A 21,414-nucleotide genomic window follows, 5' to 3' on the forward strand; every position below is an offset into this window, starting at 1 on the left:
CCGTGCTACAGCACTGCCTGCGGCTCCCGCCTAGTTCTACGATCGCATGCAAATCCGTATGAGCGGTGCTTAAAAATCCATGGAAGGCTTGGCCACCATGAGGTAGAACACCAGGGCCATGGCCACGAAGGCCGGGTAGCCCAGCGCCTCCCACCAGCGGGCATAGCGCCAGTAGGTGGCGGGCAGGGCATCGCTGCCGGCGTCAAGCGCCTGCTGGGCCAGGGCGCGCATGCGCAGCTGCAGCCACACCACAGGCAGCCAGCACAGGCCAGCCAGCACGAACAGCGCCAGCGAGACGGCCAGCCAGGGGGTGGACAGCGGCAGCCCTGCCATGTGTACCATGGCTAGCCCGGTGGCGGGCTGGATGAACACCGTGGGCGTGGTGAACCACCAGTCCGCCCGCACCACCAGCCGCGACACCACGGCCTGGGCCTGCAGGTTGCCGCTGCGGTTGGCAAAGAACATGTAGTAGGCCGAACCCAGGCCCGTGCCCACCAGCAGCACGCTGGAGACGATGTGGATCCATTTCAGGGTGAGGTACAGGCTCATGGCTTGGCGTCGCGCAGCAGCACGATCAGGATGGCCGCGATCGGCAGGTTCTTGGTCAGCGGGCCGAAGGGGTGCAGCCACCAGGCCGGCTCGATGGCGGTGGCCAGCAGCGTCATCGCCACCATCAGCAGCAGCGCCACGGCATACGCGGCGCGGCCGGGCCAAAAGGCGATCCACAGGCCCACCACGGCATCGGCGGCGGCGCCGGCCAGCACCAGGGCGGTGATGAGTTCGGGGCTGCTGAAGGGCAGGGTGGTCAGCAATTGCCGGCTCTGGCCGTCGAGCTCCCAGACGCTGACGACTGCGGTGGCAAGCCAGACGAAGACCAGGCTGTAGCGCAGCAGGCGGCGTTGTGCGTCGCTCACGGGGTGGTGGCCTCTTCCACCACATCCGTCAGCATGCCCCACTTCGCGAACTCGGGGGCGAAGGCATCCAGGGGCAGCAGGCTGGTGCTGGTGTGCGCACCAAGGGGCAGGATGGGTGGAACGGCCTCGCCCCGCGCGAGCTGGCGCGCCAGCAGGATGGCAGCCATGCACGGGATCTCGGGGCCATGGTCGTTGTCGGCGGCAATGTGCCAGGCACGGTGCCGCAGCGCGCCCTCTGCATCGGTGCCGGCCACGCGCACCACCATGCCGCCCAGCGGCGTTCCCAAAAAGTCGAACACCCCGCCGGTGCGGTGCATCAGCCCGGCCAGGCGCTCGGGGTGCCGCAGCACGCCCCAGGTGCGCAGTGCGGCGATGGCGGCAAAGGCGCGCTGGGCCAGGCCCACCTCGAGCGCAGCGCGAAAGCTCACGCGCTGCGTGACCCGGTAGTGGGCGGGCAGCAGTTCCAGATCGGGGATGTCGCACACCGCCGCCAGGCGCGGGCGCAGGCGCTGGAACTGCACGGGGGTGGGCGCCGCCCAGCCAAGCCGGTTCTGCCACCGGCCTTGCTCCCACACGGCAATGGCCGCACCGCAGTAGCTGAGCACGGCCTCCAGCGTGGCCTGGCCGCGCGGCGCACGCTGGGCAGGGGCGATGCAGATGTCGATGCTGTCGATGCGCTGCCAGCCGGCGCACAGGTGGTCCAGCACGGCCGAGGACAGCGCCGGCACGGTGCTGGCGCCGCAAACCGCCGTGCGCCCCGCCGCCGTGAACCGGTCGTGCAGCGCCGCCGGGAAGTCGCAGACGAAGCGGCGCCCGTCGGCCAGGTCGATGTAGTGCGCGCCGGCTTCGGCAGCCGCCTCGGCCACCGAATAGCCCTGGGCCTGGAACGGCCCTGCCGTGTGGACCACCAGGCCCACGCCGTGCGCGCGCAATGCCTCAACCAGGCCGGGTGCGGTGTGGTCCAGCGCGACGCCCCGGGCACTCGGGCCCAGCGTGGCGGCCAGGGCCTGGGCACGGGCGGCGCTGCGGCCGGCCACCAGCAGGTGGATGCTGCTGTCGCCTGCCAGTGCCCGGCAGATGCGTGCGCCGAAGTTGCCGTAGCCCCCCAGGACCAGCACGGTCAACGGTGTTGCGCTCATCGGCCGGACCCCTGCGTCTGCATCCACTGGGCGGGCGCTGCAGGGGCACCGCCCGCGCCCGGCACACCGGCTGTGGTGCCCAGCTGTGCCCGCAGTGCGGCCAGGCGCTGGGGCCATTGGGTCTGGTTCCAGCCGGGCACGTCGGCGGCCGGCATGGGCTTGCAAAAGACATAGCCCTGGATGGTGGCAAGCCCGCAGGCCGCCAGGGTCTGCAGCTCGGCCGGGGTTTCGACCCCTTCCACCACCACCGACAGGCCGAACTCGCTGGCCAGCGCCCCCACATGCCGCAGCATCGACTGGCGCCGCGGGTCCTGGGTCAGCTGGCGCACGAAGAGGCGGTCGCACTTGATGCCGGCGATCGGCAGGTCGGCCAGCATGCCCAGCGAGGAATAGCCCGCGCCGAAGTCGTCCATCAGCACGCCCACGCCGATGGCCTGCAGGTGGCGGATGGATTCGAGCATGCGCGGGCCGCTGGCGATCAGCGCGTGCTCGGTCAGCTCCAGCTTGAGGCAACTGCCGGGCAGGGCATGGCGCGAGAGCTCGGCCTGCAGCCAGGGCGCAAAGCCTTCTTCGAGCAGGGTGGCCGGCGCCACGTTCACGCTGAACTTCGCGCCTGCCATGCCTTCGCCACGCCAACGGCAGGCCGAGGCCATGGCGTTGACCAGGATCAGCCGGTCTACCAGGGGGGTCTTGCCCTGCAGTTCGCAGACCAGCAGGAAGGCTTCGGGGTGGATGGCCCCGAGCAGCTCGCTTCGCACACGTAGCAGCGCCTCGAACTGCACCTCGCCGCGGTCCAGGTCGACAATGGGCTGGAAGTGCAGGGCCAGTTGATCGGGCTGCAGCAGCATCGGCAACTGGTCCGCGATCAGGGACAGCTGAATGTCTCCCTCGGGTGGGTGCACTTCGTAGCTCGACGTGCGCATCAAGGACAGGCCGCGGCGCAGCAACTGCTGGCGCGCTTGGTCGAAGCGCATGTTGCTCAACTGCTCGGTGGCGATGGCCATGCCGAACAGCAGCACGATCACCAGCAGAGCCACCCCGTCTGTGGGGGCGGCGCTGTCGGGCCATTCCAGGGGAAAGGTGTTCACCAGCAGCCAGTGCAGCACCAGGATGGCGGCGCCGGCCAGCAGCTTGTCGTGCCATTGCTGGGGAATGTAGATGCGCGTCAGGGCCTTCATCTTGGCCGCGCGGTGGCGTATCGAGGTGTACGCGGTGATGCCTATGGCCGTGGCCAGGGCCAGCACGATGGCCAGACCATTCACCCGCGCGTAGCTCGATACATAGCCTTCGGAGATGGTGAAGTGCGCGGCCAGCATGCCCAGCGACAGCCCGGCCCCGGCCAGCAGGATGCGCGCCTTGCGGGTGCTGGTGCTCAGTGTGGGAACGGTCAGCCGCGCGCTCAGTGCCATGATGACCAGGCCCGTGAGCGCCGGCACCAGGCCCAGCGTATGGCCAGCCAACTCGGCATACATGAGCATGCCCACCACGTCCAGCGCCCAGACCACGCAGCCGATGCACAGGGCGGCCTGCGATCCGCTGATGCGCCGGCTCGACGGGTCGATGGCAAAGGCCGTGTGCTCCACGAGCCGCTGGCACACATGCACCACCAGCGACGCGAAGATCCAGAACAGCAGGCTGTGCAGCAGCGGCGGAAAGCCCACCGCGAACATCTGCGCGGTGTCGTGCCCGATTGAAAACATTCTGTCCCTTCCCCCCAAATCGTGTGCAGTCATCATACGACCTGCCGATGGCGAGGCCTGGGGGATTGTCCGTGACGAAAGGCCCTCGGAGATCAGTTCACGATGGCAACGCCCTTGACCTGGGCGTACACGCGTTGGCCCGGCTCCAGCGCCAGGGCCACAGCCGAGCGCTGGGTCACCCGCGCCAGCAGCCGCGTGGGGCCGGCATCGAGCGCCACCATGCACTGCCCGGGGCTGTCTTCACTGACCTGCACCACCGTGGCGGGCAGGATGTTGAGGATGCTGGTGTCCACCTGCTCGGCCAGGGTCAGGCTCACATCGCGCGCCTGGATGCGCAGGCGCACCGGCTCGCCTGCCGGCCGGGCCGTGGCGCTGGCCAGCAGCAGTTGGCCGCCGGCGAACTGCACGGTGGTGATATGGTCAGCCGCGTCGTGGCGCAGCACCGTGCCCTCGACCACCGAGGCGGCTGCATCGCCATGCGCCAGTGGCAGGTCCAGCCGCACCAGCATGTCTTCGGTGCGTCCACTGGCCAGCACCCGCCCGTCCTGCATCAGCACCATGTGCGCAGCCAGGCGCGCCACCTCGTCGATGGCGTGGCTCACGTACAGCACGGGTATGTCCAGCGCCTGGTGCAGACGCTCCAGGTAGGGCAGCACCTCGGCCTTGCGCTCCCCGTCCAGTGCGGCCAGGGGCTCGTCCATCAGCAGCACGCGCGGCCCGGTGGCCAGGGATCGGGCCATGGCCACGCGCTGCCGCTCGCCGCCCGAGAGCGCGTGCGGCCGGCGGTCCATCAGGTGGGCGATGCCCAGCAGGTCCACCGCCTGGTCCAGCGCCACGGTGGGCCGCTCCCGGGGCGTGCGTTTGCGGCCATAGTCGATGTTGCCGCGCACGCTCAGGTGTTCGAACAGGCTGGCCTCCTGGAACACATAGCCCAGCGCACGCTGGTGCGTGGGCCGCCAGATGCGCTGGCCGTCGTCCTGCCAGACCTCGCCGTTGACCACCACCCGGCCCGGCTCGGCGCGTGCCAGCCCCGCGATGGCGCGCAGGCAGGTGGTCTTGCCGCAGCCCGAGGGGCCGAACAGGGCGGTGACGCCGCGCCCGGGCAGCGTGAGGTCCACGTCCAGCGTGAAGCCGCCGGGGCGGGCGAGCACCAGGCGTGCGGCAATCTGGTCGACTGCGGCCATCAGGACACCATGGACGCGCGGCGGCGCGTGAGGTTCAGGCCCAGCAGCACCACGAAGGAGAACAGCACCATGCCGCCCGCCAGCCAGTGCGCCTGCGTGTATTCGAGCGCCTCCACATGGTCATAGATCTGCACCGACACCACGCGGGTCACCCCCGGGATGTTGCCGCCCAGCATAAGCACCACGCCGAATTCGCCCACCGTGTGCGCAAAGCTCAGGATGGCCGCGGTGATGAACCCTGGGCGTGCCAGCGGCAGCGCCACGGTGAAAAACCGGTCCAGCGGCCCCGCGCCCAGCGTGGCCGCCGCTTCGAGCGGCCGGCTGCCGATGGCCTCGAACGCCGCCTGCAGCGGCTGCACCGCGAACGGCAGCGAATAGATCAGCGAGCCCGCCACCAGGCCCCAGAAGGTGAAAGGCAGGGCGCCGATGCCCAGCCACTGCGTGAACTGCCCGATGGGCCCGTTGGGCCCCATGGTCACCAGCAGGTAAAAACCGATCACCGTGGGCGGCAGCACCAGCGGCAGCGCCACCACGGCCGACACCGGCCCGCGCCAGCGCGAGGGCGTGTGTGCCAGCCACCAGGCCAGCGGTGTGCACAGCACCAGCAGCAGCGCCATGGTGGTGCCCGCGAGCCGAAGCGTGAGGCCGATGGCCGCAAGATCGGCGCTGGAAAAAGGCATGGGTGGTTGAGTCGGTCTTATGTATTTGAAAGCAGTCGCCCGTCAGAAACTATAGCCGTAGGACTTGATGATGGTTCTGGCTTTCTCGCCTTTCAGGTACTGCATCAGCGCCGTGGCCGCTGCATTGCCCTTGCCGGTTTCCAGCAGTGCCGCATCCTGGCGGATCGGCTCGTGCAGGTCGGCCGGCACCTGCCAGGCCGAGCCCTGGGCGATCCTGCCGTCCACCATCACCTGCGACAGGGCCACGAAGCCCAACTGCGCATTGCCGGTGGCCACGAACTGGTAGGTCTGCGCGATGTTCTCGCCCTGCACGAAGCGTGGCTGCAGCGTGGCCGCGAGGCCGAGCTTGTCCATCACCTGCGTGGCGGCCAGGCCGTAGGGGGCCAGCTTGGGGTTGGCGATGGCCAGGTGCTTGAAGTCGCCGGTCTTGAGCACGGCGCCCTTGTCGTCCACGTAGCCTTCCTTGGCGCTCCACAACACCAGCGTGCCGATGGCGTAGGTGAAGCGCGAGTTGGCCACCACCTTGCCCTCGCGTTCGAGCTTGGCGGGCGTGGTGTCGTCGGCCGACAGCAGAATCTGGAACGGCGCGCCGTTGGTGATCTGCGCATAGAACTTGCCCGTGGCGCCGAACGACAACTCGGCCTTGTGGCCCGTGTCGGCCTCGAACGCGGCGGCGATCTTCTGCATGGGCGCCGTGAAGTTGGCGGCCACGGCCACCGAGACCTGCTCGGCATGGGCCGCAGTGGCGCCAGTGAAGGCCAGGCCGATGGCGCTGAGAAGGGTGAGAAGGCGGGCGTTGGGCATCTGCATGGCGGTAGGGCGCGCAAGCGCTATTCAGTGATGGAATAGCGAAAGTATAGAAGCACCGCCACGGCGGCGTGCGAGCGCAGGCCTGGATGCCACTGCACCCGGCTGGGTTGGTTCTACACTGTGGCCATGATGTTCCCCACCGAAATCCTCGCCGCCTACCTTGCCGCCGTGATCATCGTGGTCTTCGCGCCGGGGCCGGACAACATCCTGGCCATCAGCCGCGGCCTGAGCCAGGGGCGCCTGGCCGCCGTGCTGTCGTCCATCGGCGCGGGCCTGGGCATCATGGTGCATACCGTGGCGGCCACGCTGGGGCTCACGCTGATCGTGCAGGCCTCTCCGCTGGCCTTCTGGGTGGTCAAGATCGCGGGTGCGGCCTACCTGCTGTACCTGGGGTACAAGGCCCTCACGTCGGGCAACCTGATCTCGTTTGCCCCTGCGGCGCGCCAGCCGCTGGCCAAGGTGTTCGGCGTGGGTTTGTTCTCCAACGTGCTCAACCCCAAGCCGGGGCTGTTCGTGCTGGCCTTCATCCCCCAGTTCGTGGATGCCGCACGCGGCCCGGTGGCCACGCAGATGCTGGTGTACGGCGCCATCTTCGCGGTGCTCACGGCCCTCATCTTCTCGGTGCTGGGCAGTTGCGCAGCGCAGCTCTCGGGCTGGCTGGCGCGGCGCCCGCGCGCCACGAAGTGGCTCAACACCGGTGCCGGTGTGACCTTCATTGCTTCGGGCATCTCGGTGCTGGCGCTGGGCAACCGGCGCTAGGCACGGCGTCGTCGCTCGATGCCCGGAAGCTCCTCCGTTTCTTTCGCCGGTGCGCTCAGCCATGACATGGCCGACAAGCGCATCGCCATCCTGCGCGAGATCGGCGCGGGCGGCTCCATCTCGCAGGCTGCGCGCGCCGTGGGCGTGAGCTACAAGGCCGCCTGGCAGGCGCTCGACACCCTGACCAACCTGGCGGGTACGCCCCTGGTGGACCGCGCCGTGGGCGGTGCCGGCGGCGGCGGTGCGCAACTGACCGATGCCGGCCACCAGTTGCTGGCGGCCGCCGATGCCATGGCCGAGGCGCGCAGCGCCGTGCTCGCCCGCTGGGAGGGCCAAGCAGGCCCTGCGGCGGCGCGCCTGGCGGTGCGCACCAGCATGCGCAACCAGTGGCCCTGCGCCGTGCAGCGGCTTGAAATGCTCGGCCAGATCGTGCGCGTGCACCTGGGCCGGACTGCGGACGATGACGCCGCCTTTCTCAGCGCCCGCATCACCCGTGAAAGCGCCGAACTGCTGGGCCTGGCGCCCGGCCTGGTGGTGCAGGCGCTGTGCAAGGCCACGGCGGTGCAGGTGGAGCGCGCCGGGGTCGATCCGCCGCGGGCCGAACCCGGGGTCTGCCGGCTGCCCGCCAAGGCCGTGCGTGTGGTGCGCGGCGAGACGGGCGACGAGGTGTCCGCCGAGCTCACGGGTGGCATCCAGATGGTGGGCTTCGCCGTGCCGGACAGCGGCCTGCGCACCGGCAGCCGCGTGCTGCTGGTGGTAGAGGACAACGCCGTCGTGATCGCGCTCGCACAGGGCTGATACGGATTTGCCTTCAAGCGTCTAACGTCGTTGGTTCGCCTTGCCGAGCTATAGCACTGTCCGCGGCTTGCCGCCTAGTCATACGGTTGAAGGCAGATCCGTAGGGGCCGGATCAGTGCCCTTTCTGGGCCCCTAATTTGCGGTAGACGGTTGCCCGGCTGATGCCCAGTGCGCGCGCCGCCTCGGCCACATTGCCGCGGGCGTCCTGCACGGCCTGGCGGATGAGGGCGGTTTCGGCTTCGCGCAGAGGCGCACTGGTCGCAGCATGGGCAGGCGCGGGCGCCCGCGCCAGGCCACTGCCCTGGCCGGCAGGCCGGGCAGGCAGTGCCATGCCCTGCAGCCGCAGGCCTGACCACAAGGGCATGTCCATTGGCGCAGGGCCGCTGCGCTGCTGCTGCAGCGCAGCGTCGAACAGCAGCGGCCAGGGCAGGGCCAGCAGGTCCCCGGCGTGCGGCCGTGTGCCCGGCGCGCGCAGCGGCTGCGGCACCAGCTGGCGTGCCGTGCGGTTGGTGCCCACCACATAGCCGTCGGCATCCAGCAGCATCAGGCCGTCGCCTTCGCCGCCCAGTGTGCTGCCAGGCCAGTTCAGGCGCAGCAGCAGCGCGTGGGGCAGCTGCAGCAGCAGCGCGTCTTCGATGGCGCGTGCGGACCGGGCCACCAGGTGGCGCAGCTCGGGGCGTTCGGGCACGTCCACGCCCGTCAGGTCGAGCATGCCGATGCACTGGCCCTGCGGGTCGAACAGCGGTGCACCGGCGCAGCTGTAGCTGGTGTTGTCGTTGAAGAAGTGCTCGCCCCGGTGCAGCCACACGGGCTGCAGCTCGGCCAGGGCCGCACCGATGGCGGTGGTGCCCACGGTTGTCTCCGACAGGTCGATGCCCACGCGGCCGATGGCGCGCACGCGCGCATCGTGGCGGTCCAGCGCGCCCTGCACATCCACCACCACGCCGCGCGTGTCGGTGAGGATCGCGAAGTAGTGCATGCCGGCAATCGCGCGGGTCAGGTGGGCCAGCACCGGGCGGGCGGCCTGCAGCAGATGGCGGTGCTGTTCGGCCACGTTGCGCAGCATGGCCACGCTCACCAGGTCGAAGGCCACGCGCTGGCCGGGCGCGCGCCCCAGCGCCAGGCAGCGCTGCCAGGAGCGCACGATCCAGGGCTCGATGCCCAGGGCGGCCGGCACCTGTCCCTGGCTGAGCAGGGCGGTGCGCGCCTGCGCAATCAGGGCCTGGCGCTCGGCGGGCGGGGGCAGGGCGGCGGACAGCATGGCGACTCCCGGGTGTGGCTGGCTGGTGGGGCTGGCTTGGCGTGCCTTGGCGGTGCGGTCGCGGCACCGGCAGGCAATCCGCATGATGCGCGGGTGTGCACTGCAACATGTTTCATTTTGAGAATATCCGCCGCAGCGCGCCCTGAATCTAGGGTTGACCCTAGGAATCGGGCCCCGCGCCCAGCCCAAGATGCGGCTTGCAGATCCAGCCAACACCCTCCGAGGAGACAGCCAGATGCAAGTCCAGTTCACCGTCAACGGCCGCGCGGCCAGCGTTGACGTCCCCCCCAACACCCTGCTGGTCCACGCGCTGCGAGAGCACCTGCTGCTCACCGGCACGCACGTGGGCTGCGACACCAGCCAGTGCGGCGCCTGCACGGTGCACGTCAACGGCCGGGCCGTCAAATCTTGCGCCATGCTGGCCGTGCAGGCCCAGGGCGCCGAGGTGCAGACCATCGAGGGGCTGGCCGCGCCCGACGGCACCATGCACCCCATGCAGGCGGCCTTCAAGGAGTGCCATGGCCTGCAGTGCGGCTTCTGTACACCCGGCATGGTGATGAGCGCGGTGGACCTGTGCAAGAACCATCCCCAGGCCAGCGAGGGCGAGATCCGCGAGCTGCTGGAGGGCAACATCTGCCGCTGCACCGGCTACCAGAACATCGTGCGCGCGGTGCAGCATGGCCAAAAAGCCATGGCCTCCGCCTGAGTCACGTCCCTCATTCCACCAGGAGACAAGACCATGGGTGCATCCGACTTTTCCAAGCTTCCCCACATCGGTGAATCGCTTCGCCGCAAGGAAGACTACCGTTTTCTGACCGGTGCCGGCCAGTACACCGACGACGTGGTGCTGGCCGCGCAGAGCCACGCGGTGTTCCTGCGCTCGCCGCATGCCCACGCTCGCATCAATAGCATCAACATCGACGCTGCCAAGGCCGCGCCCGGCGTGCTGGGCGTGTTCGTCGGCACCGATGTGGCGGCCGACAACATCAACGGCCTGCCCTGCGGCTGGCTCATCACCAGCACCGATGGCCAGCCCATGAAGGAGCCGCCGCACCCCATCCTGGCGCAGGGCAAGGTGCGCTACGTGGGCGACCAGGTGGCCATGGTCGTGGCGCTCACGCAGCAGCAGGCACGCGATGCGGCCGAACTGGTGGAGGTGGACTACGACGTGTTGCCCGCCGTGGTCAGCGTGGCCGATGCCGCAGCCGGCAAGGTGGCCGGTGCCGGCCTGCACGATGCCGCAGCCGACAACCACTGCTACAAGTGGGCGATTGGCGACAAGGGCGCGGTGGACTCGGTGTTCGCCAGTGCCGCGCACGTGACGCAGCTCGATCTGGTGAACAACCGCCTGATCCCCAATGCGATGGAGCCGCGCACGGCCATCGGCTCCTACAGCCGCGCCAACGACGAGTACACGCTGTACGTCAGCAACCAGAACCCGCACGTCGAGCGCCTGCTCATGACGGCCTTCGTGATGGGCCTGCCCGAGCACAAGGTGCGCGTGATCGCGCCCGACGTGGGCGGCGGCTTCGGCTCCAAGATCTTCTTGTATGCCGAGGACGTGTGCCTGACCTGGGCCGCCAAGAAGCTCAACCGCAACATCAAGTGGGTGGCCGACCGCAGCGAGTCCTTCCTGACGGACGCGCATGGCCGCGACCATGTGAGCCATGCCGAGATGGCGATGGACAAGGACGGCAAGTTCCTGGCCATGCGCGTGCACACCGATGCGAACATGGGCGCCTACCTGTCGACCTTTGCCAGCGCCGTGCCCACCATCCTCTACGCCACGCTGCTGGCCGGGCAGTACACCACGCCCCAGGTCTATGTGGAGGTGGATGCCTGGTTCACCAACACCTCTCCGGTCGATGCCTACCGCGGCGCGGGCCGGCCCGAGGCCACCTACCTGCTCGAACGCCTGGTCACCCGCTGCGCCTGGGAGCTGGGCCTGTCGCAGGACGAGATCCGCAAGCGCAACTTCATCACTACCTTCCCCTACCAGACCCCGGTGGCGCTGCAGTACGACGTGGGCGACTACCACGCCTGCATGAACCAGGCGCAGGAGCTGGCCGACGTGGCCGGCTTTGAGGCGCGCAAGAGCGCCAGCGCCGCCAGGGGCCTGCTGCGCGGCATGGGCTACAGCAGCTACATCGAGGCCTGCGGCATCGCACCCTCGAACATCGCCGGGGCCCTGGGCGCGCGTGCCGGCCTGTTCGAATGCGGCGAGGTGCGTGTGCACCCCACGGGCAGCGTGACGGTGTTCACCGGCTCGCACAGCCATGGCCAGGGGCACGAGACCACCTTTGCGCAGGTGGTGGCCGCGCGCCTGGGCATCCCGGTGGAGAACGTGGACATCGTGCATGGCGACACCGGCCGCGTGCCGTTTGGCATGGGCACCTACGGCTCGCGCTCCATCAGCGTGGGCGGGGCGGCCATCATGAAGGCGCTGGACAAGATCGAGGCCAAGGCCAAGAAGATCGCCGCCCACCTGATGGAGGCCAGCGATGCCGACATCGACTTCAGCGGCGGCGAGTTCACCGTGCGCGGCACGGACAAGAAGATCCCCTTCGGCCAGGTGGCGCTCACGGCCTATGTGCCGCACAACTACCCGCTGGACAAGCTCGAACCGGGGCTCAACGAGACCGCCTTCTACGACCCCACCAACTTCACCTTCCCGGCCGGCACCTACATCTGCGAGGTGGAGGTGGACCCCATGACCGGCTCCACCCGGGTGGACCGCTTCACTGCGGTGGATGACTTCGGCACCATCATCAACCCCATGATCGTCGAGGGCCAGGTGCATGGCGGGCTGGTGCAGGGCATCGGCCAGGCGCTGATGGAGAACTGCGTGTACGACCGCGAGACCGGCCAGTTGCTCACCGGCAGCTTCATGGACTACGCCATGCCGCGCGCCGACGACTTCCCTGAGTTCAAGCTCGGCCATGTCTGCACGCCCTGCACGCACAACCCGCTCGGTACCAAGGGCTGCGGCGAGGCCGGGGCCATCGGCTCGCCGCCGGCGGTGATCAACGCCTTGCTCGACGCCCTGCGCCCGCTGGGCGTGAAGGATTTCGACATGCCGGCCTCTCCTCACCGCGTGTGGGATGCCATTCAATCCGCCAAGGCCTGAGGAGAAGCACCATGTACGCATTCACCTACGAAACCCCGGCCAGCGTGGCCGATGCGGCGCGCCTGGCGGCTGCGGGCGGCAAGCCCATCGCGGGCGGCCAGAGCCTGCTGCCCTCCATGCGGCTGCGCCTGGCCAATCCGGGCCAGATCATCGACCTCAATGGCATTCCTGAACTGGCGGGCATCCGCCGCGAAGGCAATGCCCTGGTGATCGGTGCGATGGCGCGGCACATGGACGTTGCCGCCAGCGCGGACGTCAAGGCCGCCATCCCGGCCCTGGCCGACCTGGCCGCACACATCGGCGACCGCCAGGTGCGCGCCCGCGGCACGCTGGGCGGCTCGGTGGCCAACAACGACCCTGCGGCCTGCTACCCCAGCGCCGTGCTGGCCCTGGGTGCCACCGTCATCACCGACCAGCGCGAGATCGCGGCGGACGACTTCTTCGTGGGCATGTACACCACGGCGCTGCAGGAGGGCGAACTGATCACCGCGATCCGCTTCCCCGTCCCGAAACGCGCGGCCTACCTCAAGTTCAAGCAGGCGGCTTCGCGCTTCTCGCTGGTAGGCGTGTTCGTCGCGCAGACCGATGCCGGCGTGCGCGTGGCCGTCACCGGTGCCGCGAGCAGCGTGTTCCGCCAGCAGGCACTGGAGGCCGCGCTGAACAAGGACTTCTCGGTGGCCTCGGCCGCCGGGGTGAAGGTGGACGCCAGCGACCTGAACACCGACATCCACGCCAGCGCCATCTACCGTGCCAACCTGATCAGCGTGCAGACGCAGCGGGCCGTGGCGCAGATGCTGGGCTGACGCCTTGCCACCAGAACTGGCCTCCATCGACGACCTGGTGCAGGCCCTGCAGCGCGTAGGCTATTTCGCCGACCGGCGCCTGGCGACCGCCGTGTTCCTGGCGCTCAAGCTGCAGCGCCCGCTGCTGCTCGAAGGCGAGCCCGGCGTGGGCAAGACGGCGCTGGCCAAGGCCCTGTCCGAGGTGCTGGCGCGCAGCCTGATCCGTTTGCAGTGCTACGACGGCCTGGAGCAGCGCGAGGCGCTGTACGAGTGGAACTACGCTGCCCAGTTGCTGCACATGCGTGCCGCCGAACTGGAGCCAGGGGGCGCCAGGGACATCGAAGCCGAGGTCTACCAAGAGCGCTACCTGATCCGCCGCCCGCTGCTGCAGGCGCTGCAGGCCCCCGCACCCGGCGCCGTGCTGCTGATCGACGAGGTGGACCGGGCTGACGAGCCCTTCGAGGCCTTTCTGCTCGAATACCTGGGTGAGTACCAGGTCAGCATTCCCGAGATCGGCACGGTGCGCGCCACGGCCACGCCGGTGACCCTGCTCACCAGCAACCGCACGCGCGACCTGCACGATGCCGTCAAGCGCCGCTGCCTGTACCACTGGCTCGACTATCCCGAGCGCGAGCGCGAGCTGGCCATCGTGCGCGCCCAGGTGCCCGGTGCCAGCGAAGCCCTGGCCGCCCAGGTGGCCGACTTCGTGCACCGGCTGCGCAGCCAGCCGTTTGCCAATGCCTTCCAGCGCGCGCCCGGCGTCGCAGAGAGCGTGGAGTGGGCCAAGGCGCTGGTGGCGCTCGACACCCTGGTGGTGGACCCGGAGATCGTGTCCGACACCGCCGGCATTCTGTTCAAGCAGCGCGAGGACGTGGCGGCGCTGACGCGGGACATGGCGGCAGAACTCCTGAAGCCAATGGAAGAAGCGGGCTGACATGAATGCTGCACCCTCCGCCGCAACCGCTGCAACCGCCTCGCAGCTCGGCGACGCCCGCATCGGCAAGCTGGCCGACAACCTCACGGGCTTTGGCCGCACCCTGCGCCGCGCCGGCGTGCGCGTGGACGCCGCGCGCATGGCGCTGGCCCAGCAGGCGGTGATGCTGGTGGGCATGCCGCGCCAGGATTTCGCGGCCGCGCTGGAGACCGTGCTGGTCAGCCGCGAGCAGGACCGCCAGGTGTTCCGCGAACTGTTCGACGCCTACTTCAAGAACCCCAACGTGGCGCAGAAGCTGCTGGCGCAGATGCTGCCCAGCGCCGAATCGAAAGCTGAGCCCGTGAAGCGCCGCCCGCGCGTGAGCGAGGCGCTGGCCCCCGTGCGTGCTGCGCGCAACGCCCCGCCGCGCGAGGAGGACAAGGTCGATTTCGACGCCGCGATGACCGCCAGCGATGTGCAGCGCCTGCGCCAGGCCGATTTCAACCAACTCTCGGCCAGCGAGTACCGGCTGGTGGCGCAGCTCGCGCGCGAGATTCCGCTGCCGCTGCCCGACTTTGCCGCGCGCCGCACCCGGCCTGGTGCGCGCGGCAGCCGCCCGCACTGGCCTGGCGCCATGCACCAGGCGGCGCGCACGGGCGGTGAATTCCTGCGGGTGCCGCTGCTGCAGCGCCGCCGCCAGCCCCTGCCGCTGCTGGTGCTGGTGGACGTGTCGGGCTCCATGGAGCGCTATGCACGGCTGCTGCTGGCCTTTTTGCACGCCGCCACGGCGCCGCGCCGCGCGGGCGCGTTGCGGCGCGACGTGTTCGCCTTCGGCACCGGCCTCACGGACCTGACCCCGGCCTTTCGCCTCGCGGACACCGATGCCATGCTGGAAGCAGCCAGCCACGCCATCGACGACTTTGCCGGCGGCACCCGCATGGGCGAGAGCCTGCGCACCCTGCGGCTGCGCCATGCGCGCCGGCTGGTGGGTCGGCGCACGCTGGTGTTGCTGATCACCGACGGCCTGGACACGGGCGCCCCCGAGCTTCTGGGGCAGGAGCTCGCCTGGGTGCGCCGCCACTGCGCGCGCCTGCTGTGGCTCAACCCGCTGCTGCGTTTTGAGGGCTATGCGCCCACGGCGCGCGGCGCATCGGTGCTGCACCGAGAGGCGCACGGCATGCTGGCCGTGCACAACCTGAGCCGCCTGCAGGACCTGGCCGGCAGCCTGGCGGCCGTACTGCGGCAATGACGGCCCCGACCTGACCGAATCACCGAGGAAGATCACCATGGAAATGCAAGCCAGCCGCCCCCTTGCCGCCAGCCAGAGCCAGGCCTGGGAGGCGCTCAACGACCCCGAGGTGCTCAAGCTGTGCATTCCCGGCTGCGAAAAGATCGAGCCCACGGGCGAGAACCAGTACAGCGTGGCCATGGCCCTCAAGATCGGGCCGGTGTCCGCCAAGTTCGCGGGCAAGATCACGCTGTCCGACATCGTGCCGCCGGAGAGCTACACCATCGCCTTCGACGGCTCGGGCGGCGTGGCCGGCTTCGGCAAGGGCAGCGCCCAGGTGCGGCTTGAGGCGCTGCCGTCCGAGGGCGCGCAGGAGCGCTGCGAACTGCACTACACCGTGCACGCCACCGTGGGCGGCAAGATCGCACAACTGGGCCAGCGCCTGATCGACGGCGCCGCCAAGGGCATGGCTGAGGATTTCTTCAAGCGCTTCGACAACGAGATGCAGCGCCGCCATCCACCGGCCGCGGGGGAGAGCGATGCCGACCCCCCCGACACCGTGCCGGCCGAGATCCCCACCCAGCCGGGCGAGGACGCCGGGCCGCCGAGCGGCTTTGTGCCGAGCCAGCGGGCAGGCCTGCAGCCTGCTGGCGGCCCCGAGTCCCAGGGCGGCGGCATCCCTGTCTGGGTGTGGGTCGCCGGCGCCGGCGCCTTGGTCGCGTTGGCATGGTGGCTGAACTAGCGGTATCCCTCGGCGCACGGAACCGCCGGGCCTTGGGCACAATCTACGCACGATGACGATGGAAAACCTCGATGTGATGGTGTTGCGCTCCCTGTACGGCTGGCGTGCCGCCGGCCGGCGTGCGCTGCTGGCCACGGTGGTGCGCACCTGGGGGTCATCCCCCCGGCCCGTGGGCTCGATCATGGCGCTGTGCGACGACGGTGCGGTGGTGGGCTCGGTCTCGGGCGGCTGCATCGAGGACGACCTGATCGACCGCCACACCCGCGCCTATGCGCAAGAGCGTGCTGGTGCCACGGGGCATGAGCACCGCATTCCCCAGGGCCCGCCATCCTTCGTCAAGTACGGCATCACGGCCGACGAGGCACACCGCTTCGGCCTGCCCTGCGGCGGCACACTGGAACTGCTGCTCGAATACGACCCCGATCCCGCCGGCCTGGCCGAGCTGATCGCCGCGCTGGAGGCCGGCCGCCTGGTGCAGCGCACCGTGCGCTTGGCCGATGGCGCAGCCACCCTGGCCATGGCCACCGAGCCCGCCGAACTGGCCGTGGATGCACAGCAGTTGACCAACACCTTCGGCCCCGAATACCGCATGCTGATCATCGGCGCCGGGCAGATGGCCGAGTACCTGGCCACCATGGCCCTGTTCAACGGCTTCGCCGTGACCGTGTGCGACCCGCGCGAGGAATACCGCCATGGCTGGAAGGTGCCCGGCGCCACCCTGGTGAGCGAGATGCCCGACGACGTGGTGGTGCAATTCAAGCCCGACCGGCGCAGCTGCGTGGTGGCGCTCACGCACGACCCCAAGCTCGACGACCTGGCCCTGCTCGAAGCCCTGTCGTCCGAGGCCTTCTATGTGGGCGGCATCGGCTCGCGGCGCAACAACGATGCGCGCCGCGCGCGCATGATCGAGCACTTCGAGCAGACCGAGGCAGGCCTGGCGCGCCTGCGCGGGCCCATCGGCATCTACATCGGCAGCAAGACCCCGCCCGAGATCGCCGTGAGCGTGATGGCCGAGATCCTGGCCGTGAAGAACGGCGTGGCCCTGCCGCGCGTGATGGAGGTCGGCCAGGCCAAGAATGACCGCGACGTGGCGCACAACGACCCCGGGCCGCTGGTCTGTGCGGTGAGCCGCTGACCGTTCAGCGGCTGCGGGCCTGCAGTTCCCGCTGCACATGCTGCAGCAGCCCCTCGCAGGCGTCCTCCACCAGGTCCAGCACATCATCGAAGCCCGTTGCGCCGCCGTAGTAGGGGTCGGGCACCACCGGGCTTTGCATGTGCAGGCAGAACTCCGTGAGGCGCCTGAGCTTGTGGGCGTGCGCGGGCGGGCACAGCTCCTGCGCCATGGCCAGGTTGTCCCAGTCCATGGCGAGGACCAGGTCGTGCGCGGCAAAGTCGGCCAGCAGCATCTGCCGCGCGCGCAAATCCGACAGGTCGTAGCCGCGCCGTGAGGCATGGCGCTGCGAGCGGTGGTCCGGCGGCTCGCCCGGGTGGTAGTTGTGCGTGCCCGCCGAGTCCACGCGCAACCGGTCGGCCAGGCCTGCGGCCTGCACGCGTTGGCGGAACACGCCGTGCGCCGTGGGGCTGCGGCAGATGTTCCCCATGCAGAGAAAAAGAACGGAGTAGCCCGCCGCGGTTGGTTGCTGTGCCATGTGTGTGCCCCTCATGCAAAACGGCCCGCGTGGGGCCGTTCTGGAGTGTCGCATGGCAGGCGCTCAGGCGTGTGCCACCTGGCGCTTGGCGTCGTGGTAGGCCAGAGTGCCGCGGGTCACTACGCGGTCACCGGGCAGCACCGCGCCTGCATCGTGTTCCGGGGCCCCCTTCAGCCGGTCATAGATCGGCGCGAAGTCGATCTTGGCCAGTTCCAGCAGCTCGTCCAGGTGGCCCAGCACGAAGTAGGTTTCCTGGAAGTCGTCGATGCGGTAGTTGGTCTGCATCACCCGCTCCAGGTCAAAGCGCACGCGGTTGGGCGAATCGCTTTCGACCGAAAAGCGCGTCTCGCTGGCCGACGAGGCGATGCCCGCGCCGTAGATGCGCAGGCCGTCGCTCTGCTGCACCAGGCCGAACTCCACCGTGTACCAGTAGACCCGGGCCAGCTTTTCCAGCACGCCCAGGCGGTAGGCCCTGAGGCCGCCTTCGCCATAGGCCTGGATGTAGTCCGCGATCACCGGGTTCATGAGCATCGGCACATGGCCGAAAACGTCGTGGAAGACATCAGGTTCTTCAAGGTAGTCGAGCTCGTGCGGCTTGCGGATGAACTGGCCTGCGGGAAAGCGCCGGTTGGCCAAGTGCTCGAAAAACACCTCGTCGGGCACCAGGCCGGGCACGGCCACCACTTCCCAGCCAGTGCGCTTCTTGAGCACCTTGGACATCTGCTCGAAATCGGGAATCTGCTCCGGGCCAATGGGCAGGTCCTGCATGCCGCGGATGAACTCGTCGCAGGCGCGCCCGGGCAGCAGTTTCGACTGCCGCTCGAACAGGGTGCGCCACACACCGTGCTCTTCCTGGGTGTAGCGGGCCCAGCCCTGGTCGATGGTCCAGTCGGGGCGCTCCGGGGCTTGTGCCTCTCCGGCCGCCAGCCCGTGCTTGGCGGTTTCCTTGAGTTGCTGCTGCAGCATGCCTGTCTCCTAAGCGGCGGCCTGGGCTGCCGCGATGCGGTTCATCAGCCGGGCCATCTCGATGTCCTTGCCAGAGATGCCGTCCACGTCGTGCGTGGTCAGCGTGACCGACACGCGGTGGTAGACGTTGGACCACTCGGGGTGGTGGTTCATGCGTTCCGCATGCAGGGCGACCTGGGCCATGAAGCCGAAGGCCTGCACGAAGTCGGCGAACTGGAACTCCTTGGTGATCAGGCCGCCGCGCGCCTCGGCATGCGTCCAGCCGGCCAGGGAGGGCAGTTGCGCTGCCAGCTCCTCGGGCGTGAGCTTCATGCCGCTTCCTTGGCGGGGGCCTTGTCGGTGGCGGTGAGCACACCGCGGTTGATCTGGTCGCGCTCCAGCGATTCGAACAGCGCCTTGAAGTTGCCTTCTCCAAAGCCTTCGCGGTAGTTGCCCTTGCGCTCGATGAACTCGAAGAACACGGGGCCCAGCATGGGCTGCGAGAAGATCTGCAGCAGCAGGCGCGGCTGGCCGCCTTCGGTGGTGCCGTCGAGCAGAATGCCGCGGGCCTGCAGTTCGCCCACCTGCTGGCCGTGGCCGGGCAGGCGCTTTTCCAGGTTCTCGTAGTAGACCTCGTTGGGCGCGGTCAGCAAGGGGATGCCGGCCATCTGCAACTGGTCGATCGATTCGAGCAGGTTGTCGGTCAGCAGCGCGATGTGCTGGATGCCTTCGCCGTTGAACTGCATCAGAAACTCTTCGATCTGGCCCCCGCCCTGGCGCGATTCCTCGTTCAGGGGGATGCGGATCAGGCCGTCCGGTGCCGTCATGGCCTTGGAGGTCAGGCCCGTGTACTCGCCCGAGATGTCGAAATAGCGGATTTCGCGGAAGTTGAACAGCTTGGTGTAGAAGTCGGCCCAGTAAGACATGCGGCCGCGGTACACGTTGTGCGTGAGGTGGTCCACCACCTGGAAGCCGTGGCCCTTGGGGTGCAGGTCCACGCCGGGCAAAAACTCGAAGTCGATGTCGTAGATGGACTTGCCGTCTTCGAAGCGGTCGATCAGGTACAGCGGCGCACCACCGATGCCCTTGATCGCGGGCAGGCGCAGCTCCATGGGGCCGGTGGGGATCTCGACGGGCTGGGCACCCAGCTCCAGGGCGCGGTTGTAGGCCTTGTGCGCATCGCGCACGCGAAAGGCCAGGCCGCAGGCCGCGGCACCATGCTCGCCGGCGAAGTAGGCGGCGTTGCCCGGTTCGTTGTTGACGATGAAGTTGATGCCGCCCTGGCGGTACAGCAGCACGTTCTTGGAGCGGTGCTTGGCCACCAGCGAAAAGCCCATCTTCTCGAACATCGGCTCCAGCAAGCCGGGCTTGGGCGAGGAGAATTCCACGAACTCGAAGCCGCACAGGCCCATGGGGTTGTCAAACAGATCGGTCATACATCGTCTCCAGAAGTGGGCAGCACTAAGGCCGGGGGATAGGGAGACTGTAGGGATTTCAAGGCGCAGTTATCTTGCAATTTCGGCATGCCAAGCACCGTTGTGCGCTGGATTCATGCGGGAAACCAAATGCAGTGCATTTGAAGAGCGCAAAGCACTGAACTTGTGCAGGCTTGCTGCTCATTGGGGCGTGGTTGAGCCAATGCACAAGGCCATCCTGGCAGTGCAGGCATGCGGGCCCCTGAGGAGGTGAAAGGCATCAAGTTTTCTGCATGCCTTGGGCGCTGAAACGGTATTTCTCACGCCGGCATCCCTTGACCATACTCAAGCCCCATAACAGGAGACAAGCGATGAACACCACCCGCCGCCAGTTCGCGGGCCTGCTGGGCGCCTCGGCCCTGGCCGCCCACAGCCCCTTTGCCTTCGCGCAGGACAGAACCATTCGCGTGCTCGTGGGCTACGCCGCGGGCGGCGCTGCCGACACCGTGGCCCGTGCCGTGGCCGAAGGCGTGCGCGGCCATGGCTTCAACATGCTGGTGGACAACAAGGGCGGTGCCGGCGGCCGGCTGGCCACCGAGGCCCTGATCGCGGCGCCAGCAGACGGCGCCACCCTGCTCATGACGCCCATGGGCAACCTGACCCTGTACCCCCACGTCTTCAAGTCCCTGTCGTACGACCCGCTCAAGCAGTTCGTCGGCGTGGGCAAGGCCTGCAGCATGAGCTTTGCCCTGGCCGTGAGCGCCAACAGCCCGGCAAAGACGCTCAAGGAGTTCCTGGACCTGGCGCGCAAGGACAACGCCCTGGCCGCCTACGGCACGCCCGGTGCGGGCACGGCCATGCACTTCATCGGCCAGCTGCTGGGCAAGGCCGCCAAGGTGCCGCTGGCGCACGTGGCCTACCGCGGCGGCTCGGCCGCGGTGACCGATGCCATCGGCGGCGTGCTGCCCTGCGTGATCACCACCCTGCCCAACCTGCTGCCCATGCACAAGTCGGGCAAGCTGCGCATCCTGGCGATCTCCGATGAGGCGCCGCTGGCCGCGCTGCCCGGCGTGCCCACCTTCAAGTCGTTGGGCTACGGCGACCTGGCGATCACCGAGACCTTCGCCCTGTTCGCTCGGGCCGGAACGCCCGCGCCCCTGGTCGCGCAGCTCAACAAAAGCGCCACGGAGGCCGTGCAGTCCGAGAAGATCGCCTCGCTGCTGCACAAGCTCGAATACCAGCCCCAGACCGCCACCACCGAAGCCCTGGACAGGCAACTGCGCGAGGACCATGCGCGCTGGGGCCAGATCGTGAAGGCATCCGGCTACACACCTGAAGACTCGTGACTTGATGAGAGATACCCGACCC

At 68.9% G+C, this 21,414-nt stretch carries 22 protein-coding genes; 10 read left to right on the forward strand and 12 right to left on the reverse strand.

Annotated features, from left to right (window positions below; translation table 11 throughout):
- Window positions 1-69: 69 nt before the first annotated feature.
- The 7 genes from ACSQ3Y_RS09200 to modA all read right to left on the reverse strand — a co-directional run bounded on the left by ACSQ3Y_RS09200 (window position 70) and on the right by modA (window position 6,427).
- Complete coding sequence (locus ACSQ3Y_RS09200) at window positions 70-549, reverse strand: DUF2269 family protein (RefSeq protein ID WP_436177054.1); 480 nt, start codon at window positions 547-549, stop codon at window positions 70-72.
- Window positions 546-914 carry a DoxX-like family protein gene (locus ACSQ3Y_RS09205; protein WP_436177055.1) on the reverse strand — a complete coding sequence of 123 codons (369 nt, stop codon included), beginning with the start codon at window positions 912-914 and terminating at the stop codon, window positions 546-548. Before ACSQ3Y_RS09205 ends, ACSQ3Y_RS09200 begins: the two co-directional genes overlap by 4 nt.
- Window positions 911-2,053 carry a saccharopine dehydrogenase family protein gene (locus tag ACSQ3Y_RS09210; RefSeq protein ID WP_436177056.1) on the reverse strand — a complete coding sequence of 381 codons (1,143 nt, stop codon included), beginning with the start codon at window positions 2,051-2,053 and terminating at the stop codon, window positions 911-913. Before ACSQ3Y_RS09210 ends, ACSQ3Y_RS09205 begins: the two co-directional genes overlap by 4 nt.
- Window positions 2,050-3,753 carry an EAL domain-containing protein gene (locus ACSQ3Y_RS09215; RefSeq protein ID WP_436177057.1) on the reverse strand — a complete coding sequence of 568 codons (1,704 nt, stop codon included), beginning with the start codon at window positions 3,751-3,753 and terminating at the stop codon, window positions 2,050-2,052. Before ACSQ3Y_RS09215 ends, ACSQ3Y_RS09210 begins: the two co-directional genes overlap by 4 nt.
- Window positions 3,754-3,845: 92 nt before the next feature.
- Window positions 3,846-4,937, reverse strand: coding sequence for a molybdenum ABC transporter ATP-binding protein (gene modC / locus ACSQ3Y_RS09220; protein WP_057201251.1), 1,092 nt, complete (start codon window positions 4,935-4,937; stop codon window positions 3,846-3,848).
- Entirely contained in the window at window positions 4,937-5,617 is a 681-nt protein-coding gene (modB, locus tag ACSQ3Y_RS09225; RefSeq protein WP_436177058.1) for a molybdate ABC transporter permease subunit, read from the reverse strand. Before modB ends, modC begins: the two co-directional genes overlap by 1 nt.
- Before the next feature lie 42 nt (window positions 5,618-5,659).
- Window positions 5,660-6,427, reverse strand: coding sequence for a molybdate ABC transporter substrate-binding protein (gene modA / locus ACSQ3Y_RS09230; RefSeq protein ID WP_428002151.1), 768 nt, complete (start codon window positions 6,425-6,427; stop codon window positions 5,660-5,662).
- Between the two features lie 126 nt (window positions 6,428-6,553).
- Between modA and ACSQ3Y_RS09235 the strand changes: the two genes are divergently transcribed.
- Complete coding sequence (locus tag ACSQ3Y_RS09235; RefSeq protein WP_235514362.1) at window positions 6,554-7,186, forward strand: LysE family translocator; 633 nt, start codon at window positions 6,554-6,556, stop codon at window positions 7,184-7,186.
- A gap of 18 nt (window positions 7,187-7,204) precedes the next feature.
- Window positions 7,205-7,984 (forward strand): TOBE domain-containing protein, encoded by a 780-nt coding sequence (locus tag ACSQ3Y_RS09240; protein WP_436177059.1) that lies wholly within the window; start codon window positions 7,205-7,207, stop codon window positions 7,982-7,984.
- Between the two features lie 112 nt (window positions 7,985-8,096).
- Here ACSQ3Y_RS09240 and ACSQ3Y_RS09245 read toward each other — a convergent pair whose 3' ends face one another.
- Window positions 8,097-9,245 (reverse strand): helix-turn-helix domain-containing protein, encoded by a 1,149-nt coding sequence (locus ACSQ3Y_RS09245; RefSeq protein ID WP_057201377.1) that lies wholly within the window; start codon window positions 9,243-9,245, stop codon window positions 8,097-8,099.
- Window positions 9,246-9,480: 235 nt separating this feature from the next.
- Here ACSQ3Y_RS09245 and ACSQ3Y_RS09250 point away from each other — a divergent pair, with 235 nt between their 5' ends.
- Genes ACSQ3Y_RS09250 through ACSQ3Y_RS09280 form a run of 7 tightly spaced genes read left to right on the forward strand, consistent with a single transcriptional unit; the run spans window position 9,481 to window position 17,172 of the window.
- The gene (locus ACSQ3Y_RS09250) at window positions 9,481-9,951 is read left to right on the forward strand and encodes a (2Fe-2S)-binding protein (RefSeq protein WP_057201248.1); all 471 of its coding nucleotides are present in this window, start codon (window positions 9,481-9,483) and stop codon (window positions 9,949-9,951) included.
- Between the two features lie 33 nt (window positions 9,952-9,984).
- Window positions 9,985-12,372 carry a xanthine dehydrogenase family protein molybdopterin-binding subunit gene (locus tag ACSQ3Y_RS09255; protein ID WP_436177060.1) on the forward strand — a complete coding sequence of 796 codons (2,388 nt, stop codon included), beginning with the start codon at window positions 9,985-9,987 and terminating at the stop codon, window positions 12,370-12,372.
- Between the two features lie 11 nt (window positions 12,373-12,383).
- Window positions 12,384-13,175 carry an FAD binding domain-containing protein gene (locus ACSQ3Y_RS09260; RefSeq protein ID WP_436177061.1) on the forward strand — a complete coding sequence of 264 codons (792 nt, stop codon included), beginning with the start codon at window positions 12,384-12,386 and terminating at the stop codon, window positions 13,173-13,175.
- 4 nt (window positions 13,176-13,179) lie between these two features.
- The gene (locus ACSQ3Y_RS09265; RefSeq protein WP_436177062.1) at window positions 13,180-14,088 is read left to right on the forward strand and encodes an AAA family ATPase; all 909 of its coding nucleotides are present in this window, start codon (window positions 13,180-13,182) and stop codon (window positions 14,086-14,088) included.
- Between the two features lies 1 nt (window position 14,089).
- A complete protein-coding gene (locus ACSQ3Y_RS09270) occupies window positions 14,090-15,316 on the forward strand; it encodes a vWA domain-containing protein (RefSeq protein ID WP_436177063.1) in 1,227 nt (408 codons plus the stop codon).
- A 37-nt stretch (window positions 15,317-15,353) separates the two neighbouring features.
- Window positions 15,354-16,037 (forward strand): CoxG family protein, encoded by a 684-nt coding sequence (locus ACSQ3Y_RS09275; RefSeq protein WP_436177064.1) that lies wholly within the window; start codon window positions 15,354-15,356, stop codon window positions 16,035-16,037.
- Window positions 16,038-16,095: 58 nt separating this feature from the next.
- Window positions 16,096-17,172, forward strand: a complete 1,077-nt coding sequence (locus tag ACSQ3Y_RS09280; protein ID WP_436180099.1) for an XdhC family protein — start codon at window positions 16,096-16,098, stop codon at window positions 17,170-17,172.
- 4 nt (window positions 17,173-17,176) lie between these two features.
- On the opposite strand, the gene ACSQ3Y_RS09285 is transcribed toward ACSQ3Y_RS09280, so the two are convergent.
- The 4 genes from ACSQ3Y_RS09285 to hppD all read right to left on the reverse strand — a co-directional run bounded on the left by ACSQ3Y_RS09285 (window position 17,177) and on the right by hppD (window position 20,067).
- Entirely contained in the window at window positions 17,177-17,686 is a 510-nt protein-coding gene (locus tag ACSQ3Y_RS09285; protein WP_436177065.1) for a low molecular weight protein-tyrosine-phosphatase, read from the reverse strand.
- Window positions 17,687-17,749: 63 nt separating this feature from the next.
- Complete coding sequence (gene phhA, locus ACSQ3Y_RS09290) at window positions 17,750-18,652, reverse strand: phenylalanine 4-monooxygenase (RefSeq protein WP_436177066.1); 903 nt, start codon at window positions 18,650-18,652, stop codon at window positions 17,750-17,752.
- Between the two features lie 9 nt (window positions 18,653-18,661).
- The gene (locus ACSQ3Y_RS09295) at window positions 18,662-18,964 is read right to left on the reverse strand and encodes a 4a-hydroxytetrahydrobiopterin dehydratase (RefSeq protein WP_057201240.1); all 303 of its coding nucleotides are present in this window, start codon (window positions 18,962-18,964) and stop codon (window positions 18,662-18,664) included.
- Window positions 18,961-20,067, reverse strand: coding sequence for a 4-hydroxyphenylpyruvate dioxygenase (hppD, locus tag ACSQ3Y_RS09300; RefSeq protein WP_436177067.1), 1,107 nt, complete (start codon window positions 20,065-20,067; stop codon window positions 18,961-18,963). The genes ACSQ3Y_RS09295 and hppD overlap by 4 nt, the downstream gene beginning before the upstream one ends.
- Before the next feature lie 350 nt (window positions 20,068-20,417).
- Here hppD and ACSQ3Y_RS09305 point away from each other — a divergent pair, with 350 nt between their 5' ends.
- The gene (locus ACSQ3Y_RS09305; protein ID WP_057201238.1) at window positions 20,418-21,392 is read left to right on the forward strand and encodes a Bug family tripartite tricarboxylate transporter substrate binding protein; all 975 of its coding nucleotides are present in this window, start codon (window positions 20,418-20,420) and stop codon (window positions 21,390-21,392) included.
- Window positions 21,393-21,414 lie beyond the last annotated feature (22 nt).

The organism is Acidovorax sp. LjRoot66 (genome assembly GCF_964253305.1).
GTDB lineage: Bacteria > Pseudomonadota > Gammaproteobacteria > Burkholderiales > Burkholderiaceae_C > Acidovorax.